Source organism: Psychrobacter sp. FME5, from assembly GCF_014861375.1.
In the GTDB taxonomy this organism is placed as follows: Bacteria; Pseudomonadota; Gammaproteobacteria; order Pseudomonadales; family Moraxellaceae; genus Psychrobacter.
Genome location: NZ_RRYX01000095.1, coordinates 1 through 12218, shown reverse-complemented (window position 1 = coordinate 12218; position 12218 = coordinate 1). Strand labels below are relative to the sequence as shown.

General features: G+C 43.2%; 9 protein-coding genes. 6 read left to right on the top strand and 3 right to left on the bottom strand.

Annotated features, from left to right (window positions below; genetic code table 11):
* Positions 1-445 (top strand): DUF4411 family protein (locus tag EI161_RS11225; protein WP_225735354.1); only part of this gene is annotated, 445 nt, incomplete at its 5' end.
* An 88-nt stretch (positions 446-533) separates the two neighbouring features.
* Here the strand turns inward: EI161_RS11225 and parC are convergent.
* Entirely contained in the window at positions 534-2855 is a 2322-nt protein-coding gene (gene parC / locus EI161_RS11220; RefSeq protein ID WP_192524395.1) for a DNA topoisomerase IV subunit A, read from the bottom strand.
* Between the two features lie 713 nt (positions 2856-3568).
* Here parC and EI161_RS11215 point away from each other — a divergent pair.
* From EI161_RS11215 to EI161_RS11195, 5 genes are all read left to right on the top strand, one after another.
* Positions 3569-5296 carry an AMP-binding protein gene (locus EI161_RS11215; protein ID WP_192524394.1) on the top strand — a complete coding sequence of 576 codons (1728 nt, stop codon included), beginning with the start codon at positions 3569-3571 and terminating at the stop codon, positions 5294-5296.
* Positions 5297-5804: 508 nt separating this feature from the next.
* Complete coding sequence (locus EI161_RS11210) at positions 5805-7589, top strand: AMP-binding protein (RefSeq protein WP_192524393.1); 1785 nt, start codon at positions 5805-5807, stop codon at positions 7587-7589.
* Positions 7590-7702: 113 nt separating this feature from the next.
* Complete coding sequence (rph, locus tag EI161_RS11205) at positions 7703-8419, top strand: ribonuclease PH (protein WP_192524392.1); 717 nt, start codon at positions 7703-7705, stop codon at positions 8417-8419.
* A gap of 119 nt (positions 8420-8538) precedes the next feature.
* The gene (locus EI161_RS11200) at positions 8539-9042 is read left to right on the top strand and encodes a hypothetical protein (protein WP_192524391.1); all 504 of its coding nucleotides are present in this window, start codon (positions 8539-8541) and stop codon (positions 9040-9042) included.
* 254 nt (positions 9043-9296) lie between these two features.
* On the top strand, positions 9297-10076 hold the full coding sequence (locus tag EI161_RS11195) for a hypothetical protein (protein ID WP_192524390.1): 780 nt from the start codon (positions 9297-9299) through the stop codon (positions 10074-10076).
* Between the two features lie 256 nt (positions 10077-10332).
* Here the strand turns inward: EI161_RS11195 and hemJ are convergent, their stop codons facing one another.
* Both hemJ and bioB read right to left on the bottom strand, forming a co-directional pair.
* Positions 10333-10767 carry a protoporphyrinogen oxidase HemJ gene (gene hemJ, locus EI161_RS11190; RefSeq protein WP_192524398.1) on the bottom strand — a complete coding sequence of 145 codons (435 nt, stop codon included), beginning with the start codon at positions 10765-10767 and terminating at the stop codon, positions 10333-10335.
* 186 nt (positions 10768-10953) lie between these two features.
* On the bottom strand, positions 10954-12150 hold the full coding sequence (bioB, locus tag EI161_RS11185; protein ID WP_192524389.1) for a biotin synthase BioB: 1197 nt from the start codon (positions 12148-12150) through the stop codon (positions 10954-10956).
* Positions 12151-12218: the final 68 nt, after the last annotated feature.

The following is a 12218-nucleotide window of genomic DNA, read 5'->3' as shown; positions in this document are numbered from 1 at the left end:
ATCTTGCTTCGGCTGTCACCCTTCTTTTATTACTCCAGCATACTTTTTGATACACTACCAAATTATAATATCTCAGCATATTCATGAAGAGGTATATGACCGCGCATCCCTTATGAGTTACGATAAAACCATACTTGATAACTTTCTAAGAAAATTTCAAGTTGATATTATTAATAAAAAAGAATATGAAGTAGAGCTTGCTCAATTACAAGCTGAGCTTTTAAATATAACACCACTTAAATCAAGTATATCCAAAAATACTGATGACTTATCAAATATTTGTGTTGCCAAAAAAGAGTTAGCTACCATTATCACAGCAGAGCAAAGCAGCTCGCTAAATATTACTGATAAAGGGTATAGCAGGCTGAAGATTCCTGATACCTGCAGACACTATAACCTTGGCTGTCAAAACTGGATACCTCTTTTCGAATACATTGGTGTATAACATTATAAGTTTAAGCTCTTAATTAAAGATGAGATGTATCAAAAAGCTAGGCTTTTAGCCTAGCTTTTGAAGTAATAAAAAATACTACTCACCCAACCTCAACCCCAGTAACATTCTGAAAGCCCCTTGGCAACTGACTGCCACGGCTACCGCGCTTAGCAGTATAGTTAGCTAAATCCATCGGCTTTAAGGTCACATGACGTTTACCAGCGGTAATTATTAAGCTGTCTTGTTTGCTAAGTGGTGTGATAGTGAGCACTTCTTCATCACCTTTTAGGTTAATCATTTTATTACCTTTACCGCGAGCCTGTTCAGGTAAGTCATCAAGCGCAAATATCAATAAATATCCAGCATTGGTCACGACTGCGATATGGTTAGGTATTGAAGATGTATTGCTCCTTTCACTTTCGGCATTATCATTATTAGTGCTACCAGTCATATTTGCTGGCGCGTCAATACGAGCAACAGGAAGCAAGCGACTATCAGCAGCTAGGTTAATAATTTTTTTACCCGCTTTTTGATTGCTATCTAGATTACCAATGGTATTGATAAAGCCATAACCTTGCGAGCTGGCGAGAATGATGCGCTGATTATCAGCACCGGTTAATAGCTGCTCAAAGCTGGCACCTGCTGGCGGTTTGAGTACGCTGGTGAGCGGATCGCCTTGTCCACGTGCTGAGGCGAGGTTATGCGCATCGATACTATAACTGCGCCCTGTGCTATCGAGGACGTAGATTCTCTCGTTGGATTTACCGCGGACGTGTGCTTGATAACTATCACCCGAGCGATAGCTCATACCAGCGGCATCGACATCGTGACCTTTTGCGGCGCGAATCCAGCCCGCTTTTGATAATACGGCAGTAATCGGCTCGCTTGGTACGAGGTCAGATTCTTTAAGCGCTTGCGCTTCGGCGCGTTCTGCCAATTGTGCTACACGCTCGTTGCCGTGTTCTTTCATATCGGCGGTGAGCTCATCAATCATTAGATTAGTCAGACTGTCTGGATTATCCAAGTATTCTTGGATGATGGCGCGCTCTGCTGCCAGCTCGTCTTGCTCGCGGCGCAGCTCAATCTCCTCTAATTTTGCCAGCTGACGCAGACGAATATCCAAGATGGCATTGGCTTGAATATCCGTTAAGTCATAGTCTTGCATTAACGATAATTTTGGATCGTCTTCTTCACGAATAATGCGAATGACTTCATCAATATTGAGATAGGCAATCAGTAAGCCGGCAAGGATATGCAAACGCTTATCGATTTTATCGAGGCGGTACTGCAAACGGCGGGTGACCACCGAGCGACGGCAAACGAGCCACTCTTCTAATATCTCTTTTAGATTTTTGACCTGCGGTTTACCGTTTAAGCCAATCATATTCATATTGACGCGGTAATTGCTTTCTAAGTCAGTACTGGCAAACAGATGGCTCATGACGCGATCGACATCGACCCGCGTTGAACGCAATTCAAGCACGATACGGCAAGCATTTTCGTGGTCTGATTCGTCATGAATATCGGTAATCCAAGGCAGTTTTTTATCGGTCATTAGCTTGGCGATTTGCTCTTGGATTTTATTACCCGAGACTTGATAAGGGAGCGCGTCGATGATGACGAGATTTTTCTCTTTAGGGTCAATATGAAACGTTGCGCGCATTTTATAACTGCCGCGGCCGCTTTCATACATCGCTTGTAAGTCTTTTTTACTGGTAATGATCTCAGCAGGCGTCGGCAAATCAGGTGCTGGTATCGATTGGGTTAATTGCTTCACCGATAGCTCAGGATTTTTTAGCAAGCGAATGGCCGCGCGTACCACTTCATTGAGGTTATGCGGCGGAATATCGGTTGCCATACCGACGGCGATACCCGTCGTGCCATTTAATAATATATTGGGCAGGCGTGCGGGTAGAGTAGTTGGCTCTTGCATGGTGCCATCGAAGTTATCTTGCCAATCAACGGTGCCTTGTCCGAGTTCTGCGAGCAAAGTATTGGCATAAGCAGACATTTTGGCTTCGGTATAACGCATCGCCGCAAATGATTTGGGATCATCTGGGCTGCCCCAGTTACCTTGTCCGGTAATCAGCGGATAGCGATAACTAAATGGTTGCGCCATTAATACCATCGCTTCATAACAGGCGCTATCGCCATGCGGATGGTATTTACCCAAGACATCACCGACGGTACGTGCCGATTTTTTGGCTTTGGCAGTCGACTTTAATCCCAGCTCACTCATGGCATAGACAATACGGCGCTGGACGGGCTTGAGACCATCAGCGATATTTGGCAGCGCCCGATCCATGATGACGTACATCGCATAGTTAAGATAGGCTTGCTCAGTGAATTCCGCTACTGAGCGAGTATCCATCGGTTCGTTAGGAATGATGGTGGCAGTTGTATGATCAATAACATCGGACATAGAGTAGGTTTCGCTTTTGATTCTTAATAGAGGTTTTTTTACTGCACTTGTTCTGATGAACTAATATAGTTAAATAGGGTGGAAATAAGATAGTGCTATCGTAAAGGATATTAGCAAAATTAAAAAGGTATAAGTCAGAATAGACGACAATGCGTGACGTCTAGGCATGACGCATTTATGGTGTTTTAATGGTTAGCTTTTACAGATTAAGTTGAGTATCGTTAAGCGAAATAGTTTTTATTATTTCTCTTATACTTTAGGGTATTAAAAGACAAGTTTTTGACACTTATAACAAAATAATAAGAATGCTATGCACCGTATTTTTGGCCTGTAACTTTAGCCTGTAACTATAAAAGCGATAGGTGCTTATAAAATTAAAAAAATACTGAAAAATAGTCAATTGTTCAGTAATAAATCACCAGTCATTTGGTCTATAATAGCAGTTAAATAACTGATAATAATGATAATATCGACCGTCAAGCCAGTTTACGAACTCAAGTAGCAATCTTTTATATTGAGTAGTCTGTATAAAGTGTGTATGTTAATGAACAAAGGGCTATTTACCGCTATCTCGTTGACTCATCACCATATGACTACCTCGCAGCCTCGCTTGTCATTATCATGATAAGCCTAACTTTTGAGTATTCGTATGTTTATCACTCTGTGATTCGTATGGGTGACGCTAGCGCACCATTACTAGGAGAGAAAAGATTATGGAAAATCAAGATAACCTCATTCGTCGTAACGACAAAGTATGGGTTGATACGTACGAGAAGCTTGGTATTCAGTACGATATTGATATGCCAGCTGCCAATACTTCTTTGATCGATATACTTGAGCAAAATTTTATCAAACATGCGGGCAAAACGGCTTTTGTGTGCATGGATGTCAAACTCTCTTATGAAGAACTAGACCGTTATAGTAAACAAGTCGCTGCCTACCTACAGTCGCTTGGACTGGTCAAAGGCGACAAAGTGGCAGTTATGATGCCGAATATTTTGCAGCTGCCTGTTGCTGTATTGGGTGTGTTACGTGCAGGCATGACACTGGTCAATGTCAACCCACTTTATACCTCAAAAGAGCTTGAGCATCAGCTCACAGACTCTGATGCCAAAGTACTTATTTTGCTTGAAAACTTTGCCAAAACTTATGAAGACATTGGCAAAGATTTGGTCGAACATGTCGTGGTGACCTCGATGGGTGATTTAATGAGCCCATTGAAAGGCTTTATCGTTAATGCTGTCGTCCGCCATGTCAAAAAAATGGTACCTGATTATCATATTAAGGACAGCGTGAAGTTTAAAAAAGCGCTTAATCGTTTTTCTGCTAAAAACTATAAGCGCCCTACTAACATCGGGCTTGATGATGTGGCTGTCCTACAGTATACCGGTGGTACCACGGGTGTCGCGAAAGGCGCGATGCTCACACATGGCAACTTAGTCGCCAACCTGATTCAGTGTGATACCTATCTTGGCGATGCTTTTGATAAATTTGAGAGTATGAACGAGCAGCCAGTGATTATGACTGCCTTGCCGCTATACCATATCTTCTCATTTACGGTTTGCGGCATGTTCGGCTTATATCGTGGCTGTATCGGACTACTGGTGCCAAACCCACGTGATGGCGCCAGCTTAATTAAAGCCTATAAGGATTACCCACCCGCATTTTTCCCAGCGGTCAATACACTGTTTAACGCCCTAGCTAATAGTGATGAATTTAAAGCCTTAGATCATAGCAAGCTTGAGATGTCTATGGGCGGCGGAATGGCGGTTTTAAAAGATACCGCTGACAAATGGCAAAAAATCACAGGCAACGTCATCGTACAAGGTTACGGTCTGTCAGAGACCTCTCCTGTGGCATCAGCAAACCCACAGGGTACGGGCGAGTTCTCAGGCAATATTGGCCTACCAATGCCAGCGACTGATATGGCTATCTTGGATGAAGAAGGCAACGAAGTTGCATTGGGTGAGCGCGGTGAGATTTGTGTTCGTGGTCCACAAGTAATGAAGGGCTACTGGAAACGCGAAGATGCCACGGCTGAAGTCATGACCTCGGACGGCTATTTCCGTACTGGTGATATCGGCGTGATGGACGAAGAGGGTTACTTCAAAATCGTTGATCGCAAAAAGAATATGATTTTGGTTTCAGGCTTCAATGTGTATCCAAACGAAGTGGAAGATGTGATGTCAGGTCATCCAAAGATTTTGGAATGCGGGGTCATTGGTATCAAAGATGACAAGAGCGGCGAAGTACCAAAGATTTATATCGTGCGTAGTGATGATAGCTTAACCGAAGAAGAAGTACTTGCTTATGGCAAAGAAAATCTAACCGGTTACAAGCGTCCTCGTTATGTCGAATTCATCGATGAGCTACCAAAATCCAACGTCGGGAAGATTTTGCACAAAGATTTACGTGTGCTTGAAGAAAAGAATCACGGTTAGACAGTCCAATATCAAGTTTCTCGTACTTTTTATAGAGGTTTATAAGTACTGAATATCGATGCAAGTATCTCGATATTCGAGGTGCTCATTACGCCAAATGGTAGTGAAAAATGATAAGGTCTATGCAAACGGCCTTATCATTTTTTTTGTTTTTCGATTATCATTTCGTACTATTTATAGAGAAGTACCAGCAAAACTGCTATAGTTCGTGCCGATATATTTTTATATTCAACGATAGGAATGTATGTTTTTTGGCCGAGAAATTGCAAAAAACTATCGTGCTAATACAATTGCAAGACTCGTTTTTTAGCTGAGATTATCCATTGGCTGCTTTAATTACTTTTATCGTGGTCAATAGAGTTTTGCATAAAAGGTATGGCTTTCGATGTAAAAAATTTGTGAATAACAAAACCTCTAAATTTATTAGCTAACAGGCTTATTATTCACAAGTTTTTGATTAGGGCGTGTTTTACTAGCAATATTTTAACAGTAATATTTAGGGAAGATTATGACGGACAGTACTAATAAAGAAACCACAGACCATAATGATGCCAAGAGTGCTCAACCGATGGCTGAAACCCAAGCATTTCCTACCATGCCGACGATAGCGAGTGACAGTCCGTGGTTAAATGCTTATGAGCGCTACGGTATCGACGCGACGATTGATATGCCGGATGATAATACTTCTTTACTTGATGTGTTCGAGCGTAATTTTAGCCGTTATGGCCAAAAACCTGCCTATATCTGTATGGGTGCCTCGATTAGCTTTAAGCAATTAGACTTATACAGTCGTCAGATTGCCAGCTATTTACAGTCCTTAGGGTTGGTCAAAGGCGATAAAGTTGGGGTGATGATGCCCAATATTTTGCAATATCCAGTGGTGGCGTTGGGTATCATCCGCGCTGGCATGGTATTGGTCAACGTCAACCCTTTATATACCAGTCGCGAACTATCGCATCAGCTACGTGACAGTGGCACCAAAGCCTTATTTATCGTAGAGAACTTCGCTAAAACCTATCAGGAAGCCAGCGACAAAGGTCAAGTGAAGCACGTCGTCGTATGTAAGCTGGGTGATATGTTAGGGACGATCAAAGGGACCGTGGTTAACCTTGTGGCGCGTCATGTCAAAAAAATGATTCCTGCCTATAGCCTGCCAAACAGCGTGAGCTTTAAACAGGCGCTAAGTGCGGTATCAGCTAGCAAATATAAACGCCCTGATTTGAATTTAAGCGATGTGGCGTTGTTGCAATATACTGGTGGTACGACAGGTGTTGCCAAAGGTGCGATGCTGTCACATGGTAATCTAGTCGCCAACATGCTACAGATTAGTGCGTTGATGAACAGCGCCTTTGATGATGATGCTGACGCCGATGATGTGATCTTAACAGCACTACCTTTATATCATGTGTTCTCATTTATGGTTTGCGGTATGTATGGTATGTACCAAGGGTATGCAGGTCTGCTTATCCCCAACCCGCGTGACCTTGATGGTTTGATTAAAGAGATGGCTAAATATAAACCAGCCTTTATCCCTGCAGTAAATACTTTGTTTAATGGCTTGGTACACAAAGACAGCTTTGCAGAGTTAGATTTCTCTAATCTAAAAGCTGCTATCGGCGGCGGTATGTCCGTCTTACCAAGTGTGGCAAAAGAATGGCATAAAATTACTGGTCTGCCTATCGTTGAAGGTTATGGTTTGTCTGAAACCTCACCTGTGGTTGCCTTTAACCCAATGACTATCGCTGAGTTTACTGGAAAGATTGGTATTCCTGCTTCTAGCACCGATGTAATATTGATCGATGATAATGAAAATGAAGTGACACTTGGCGATCGCGGTGAAATCTGTGTCAAAGGTCCACAAGTGATGATTGGCTATCAAAACCGTCCAGATGAAACGGCTGAAACCTTTACGGCTAGTGGATTTTTGAAAACTGGTGACATCGGTATCATGGACGAAAAGGGTTTTATCAAAATTGTTGATCGCAAAAAAGACATGATTTTGGTCTCTGGTTTTAACGTCTATCCCAATGAAATCGAAGAAGCCATGAGTGAGCATCCAGCGGTGGTAGAGTGCGGTGCCATTGGTATTCCGCATGACCAGCGCGGCGAAGAGCCAAAGCTGTTTGTGGTCAAAAAGGGTGAAGTTACTGAGCAAGAGCTGCTTGATTTTGGCAAAAAACAGTTGACTGGTTATAAGCGTCCACGCCATATCCAATTCGTTGATGAATTACCAAAATCAAACGTGGGTAAAATCCTACGTAAAGAATTGCGTAAGATGGAAGGGTTAGAATAATTCTTGCTGCTAAACCTTAACCAAGCAGCGGCGCAATAGCTTGAGCGAATCTTGCTATTGCACCGTTGTCACGTTAGGATATTTAAAACACTATATTTGTACTAGGGATTTTTATGCGTATTGACAATCGTGAGCTTGACCAACTTCGCTCAATCAGCTTTGAGCGCCATTATACTAAGCATGCCGAAGGGTCGGTATTGGTCAGCTTTGGCGATACCAAAGTACTGTGTACGGCGAGTGTTGAGTCTGGCGTCCCGCGTTGGCTCAAAGGCAAAGGTAAAGGCTGGATTACCGCTGAATATGGCATGCTACCACGCGCGACCAATACCCGTAACCAGCGTGAAGCGGCACGTGGTAAACAATCAGGTCGCACCCAAGAAATTCAGCGTTTAATCGGTCGTAGCTTACGTGCCATGATTGATCTGAATAAACTCGGTGAAAATACCATTTATCTTGATTGTGATGTGTTGCAAGCCGATGGTGGTACTCGTACCGCGAGTGTGACTGGCGCCGCGATTGCGCTTATCGATGCGTTAGAAAGCATTCAAAAAACCAAAAAACTAAAAGCAGATCCGCTGATTGGTTTGGTCGCGGCAGTTTCTGTCGGTATGAAAGATGGCGAAGCTTATTTGGATTTGAACTACGAAGAAGATGCCAGCTGTGATACCGATCTAAACGTAGTCATGACCCAAAAAGGTGAGTTCATTGAGCTGCAAGGTACGGCAGAAGAGAAGCCATTTACCCGTGCACAAGCCGATGATATGCTTATTCTTGCCGAAAAAGGCATTGCTGAATTGATTAAAATGCAACAAACCGCTTTAGGCTGGTAAGCTAACCTATTGGCCTAGTAAATTACTAGCCTACTGGTTCAGTTTTGTGCTGAACAAGCCACCGCGTTTTTTGATTTTCTCGTTATATTTTACAGATACTCCGCAACAGGTAATGATGCATGCTTAAGCTGACCGATGATGGCGCTAAAATCACCTTACAAGGTCAGCCACAAACTGCTGATAATGGCATGTTTTGGTTTGGGTCTGCATTATTAGTAGGGGCAGTCGCGGTGGCCATGGCAATGAGCCTGTTGTCTGAGCGTTTGGCTATTGGCGCATTAGCGTTGCTTATTATTGGCAGTTTTATTTTTAATCGGCAACGCCAACAACGTAAAAAAGCCATGAGCGGTATGATTAGTAATGGCATATTGTGGCTGCGTGCTGGCGAGCTGGTGCATGATAATCAAGGTAAGCGCGAGCATATCCAGTTGGCTGAAGGGGACAAGGTCAATCTAATCGGCGAACAATTACAGATTGCTGATAGTAAGGGTATAAACAAATATCATATTAGCGGCTTTGAGAGCATCCAAGAGACAACTGCTGCCAAAGCTATCCTGCAAGGTCAAACCTTGACCAAACGCCATGTCAATATCAAGATGAGCGAGGATCCACCCACTTCTTAGCCGATTACCCATAGGCAGTTCTAAATAAAATCGATACGTTGTTCGATACATTCTTATTTAGCGTGCGCTTCTCTGTATTTCTTCTAAACCGCATCTCTTACCTAACCATTAATCTATACTTTTATACCGTTTATCGCCTTTTTAAGGTGAATAATGCTTGCAGATGCGTGCCCAAATAGTTTATAAGTAATATTGGAAAGTCTAATCATTGTTTTTTATGTTGTCATTTATACTTTATTGACAAGGAGTTAGTCATGTCGCGTTTGCCCATATTGTCGGTTACAGCGCCGTGCAGTGTATTGTTGGTTGCTTTTGGTATGATAAGTCAGGTTCATGCCGATAGTATGAGCGCATTGATTGCCCAAAAATCTGCCCAATCTGATAATAGTGCCCGTTATACGCCTTCGAACTCTACTGTACCTTCTGCCAAAATTAGCACACGCTCTACCATTCAACGTGCCGGTAACTCTGGTAGCTATCGCTCAAATGCGAATAATGTGCAACCAAGTGTCCATTCGAGTTATTCCAATACCAATTATCGTTATCCTAAGGTACAGCGTCAGGCTCCTGCGGTGTTACCACCATTCTTATCTGGCAATTATGACAATGTCGATAGCGAGTATTTGCCGCTATTAAGCGCGGCTGAATCGCAGAGTAGTCGGGCGGCACATGAGGTAATCAGCACCGCACGCAAGATGGCGCTGAACGAACGTACAATCATCCAAGGGGGTTGCTGGGATTATCTCAATGCGGTATTTAAACGTGCAGGGGTGACTCGCGATACTATACACAAGGGCACTTATGGCCAAGGCCCTTATGCCAGTAGTGGCGAGATTGAAGTTGGTGATTGGCTCTATTATATCAATCATGGTTACAATAGGGTCGAGCATAGTGGGCTGTTCGTAGGCTGGGTTGACGAGCGCGCTAAGCAAGCCCTGATGCTCAGCTATGCGGGTGAAAACCGTCGTGAGCCTGCACGCTACCGTGTTTATGATTTGAGTAATGTTTACCAAATCATGCGTCCAAACGTTTAGGGCATGTCCTCAATCTGAACGAAATCAACTAAATGGGCTAAAAATGGCTAAATCTTGCCAAACTGCGTCAAATAGCTGGCTAATATCTTGATATTATCTGTGCTATTTTCCTTGTTTGACTGCAATTTATCTCATTTTTATCACCATTTTCAGAATGAGGACACGCCCTAATATAGTTAATTTATTCAGATAAAAAAGCGTCCGTGACTTTGAGTTACGGACGCTTTTTTTATAAACAACTTTATTTACATCACTATTAAAAAGGTTTAACTACTACTAAAATGACAATAAATATTAGTGCAAAAACGGGTACTTCATTAAACCAGCGCCAAAATTTGTGCGATTTATAATGCGGATTGTCCATCAGTTTTTTACGATAAAAGCCGCAAGCACCATGATAGCCTGAGAGCAGTACCACTAATAATAGCTTGAGGTGCAACCAGCCTTGGGTTTTATAGACATCCCAGCCCAGTCCCAACATCCATAAGCCAAATACCCATGTCGCTATCATCGATGGTGTCATGATACCGCGATAGAGCTTGCGTTCCATAATAGAGAAGCGCTCGTGACTGATGCTATCGTCACTCATTGCATGATAGACAAACAAGCGTGGTAAATAAAATATCGCTGCAAACCAGCAGACCATGGAGATAATATGCGCCGCTTTAATCCAATTGAAATAATCTGCCATCATCCTCTCTCTTACGTCTTAGTAGATGATAGTCAATCCTTTACAAAAAAGTTACCGCAGCATTACCCTCGCTTGAAGTATTGCTTATACCTCTGCACTCGGTTGTCTAGGGCCTTTTTCAACTGAATCAACTATACGCTCAATAATGCTCGCAAGCTTAGCGCAGATTATCCAATAATGGTAGCGTTAAGCCAAAACTACTCCGCCCAAATCAGCCGAAATGACTTGTGATTGATGACCACTCATCGCGTCTATCACAGGCACTTGCTTAGGCGCTCTGGGAGCAGCAAACTGTTTGGTTAAGCCAAGCTCTCGCATCAATCTGTCATCGCCTGATTGGCTAGCATTACCGGTCGTTAGTAGTTTGTCACCATAGAAAAACGAGTTAGCACCCGCCATAAACGCCAATGCTTGCTCAGAATCAGATAAGCTTTCACGTCCAGCAGATAGGCGCACATAGCTGCTTGGACAGCAAATGCGTGTCACCGCAATGGTACGAATCCATTCAAGGACTGGTAACTGACCTTCTGCTAATACCTTGTCGCCGATTGGCGTGCCTTGAATCGGTACCAATAAATTGACTGGAATAGACTCTGGTGCTTTGGGCATCTTCAGCAGCTCAAGCACCCAGTCGATACGGTCATCACGGCTTTCGCCCATACCGACGATATTACCGCTACAAACATTGATACCTGAGTTGCGTACATTTTCTATGGTACCTAAACGTTCATCATAGCTGCGCGTACTGACCACTTGCTCATAATAACGTCGTGAAGTATCAAGGTTATGATTATAGTAATCAAGACCTGCATCCGCCAATTGTGTTGCCTGATTAGTATCGAGCATACCGAGGGTCATACAGGTCTCAAGCCCTAATGCTTTGACTTCTTTGACCAGTTCAACCACGTAAGGCATGTCTTTAGCGCTTGGGTGTTTCCACGCTGCACCCATACAGAAGCGTGATGAGCCAGTGGCTTTGGCACGTTTAGCAGCAGCGATTACCTTGTCAACTTCGATGCGTTTTTCTGCTTGTAATTTGGTGGTGTCACGGTGATGACCAGATTGTGAGCAGTAACCACAATCTTCTGGGCAGTTGCCCGTCTTGATGGATAGTAAGGTGCTAATTTGTACTTCATTGGCGGTGAAATTCTCTCGGTGAATAGTCTGTGCTTGTAGTAACAAGTCCATCAAGGGCAAGTCAAAAAGCTGGGCGATTTCTTCGCGGTTGTGTTTACTATTGGTTTGCGGGTTCGCTTTTGTGGCATCTGTCGCTAGGCTGGCCAAAAAGTCATTATTAACATTATTGTTAAAACTGTTTTTATTATTAAATGGGTCAGTAAGGCTACTGGCGTTAGGCTCTGAGATGCTAAGTAAATCTGCCATGATATAAATCCTTGGTGGTGTATCAAAAAGTATGCTGGAGTAATAAAAGAAGGGTGACAGCCGAAGCA

Bases quoted from the DNA above. Each gene is read 5' to 3' on its own strand.
- parC (WP_192524395.1), bottom strand. From the start codon at position 2,855: ATGTCCGATGTTATTGATCATACAACTGCCACCATCATTCCTAACGAA.
- EI161_RS11215 (WP_192524394.1), top strand. From the start codon at position 3,569: ATGGAAAATCAAGATAACCTCATTCGTCGTAACGACAAAGTATGGGTT.
- EI161_RS11210 (WP_192524393.1), top strand. From the start codon at position 5,805: ATGACGGACAGTACTAATAAAGAAACCACAGACCATAATGATGCCAAG.
- rph (WP_192524392.1), top strand. From the start codon at position 7,703: ATGCGTATTGACAATCGTGAGCTTGACCAACTTCGCTCAATCAGCTTT.
- EI161_RS11200 (WP_192524391.1), top strand. From the start codon at position 8,539: ATGCTTAAGCTGACCGATGATGGCGCTAAAATCACCTTACAAGGTCAG.
- EI161_RS11195 (WP_192524390.1), top strand. From the start codon at position 9,297: ATGTCGCGTTTGCCCATATTGTCGGTTACAGCGCCGTGCAGTGTATTG.
- hemJ (WP_192524398.1), bottom strand. From the start codon at position 10,767: ATGGCAGATTATTTCAATTGGATTAAAGCGGCGCATATTATCTCCATG.
- bioB (WP_192524389.1), bottom strand. From the start codon at position 12,150: ATGGCAGATTTACTTAGCATCTCAGAGCCTAACGCCAGTAGCCTTACT.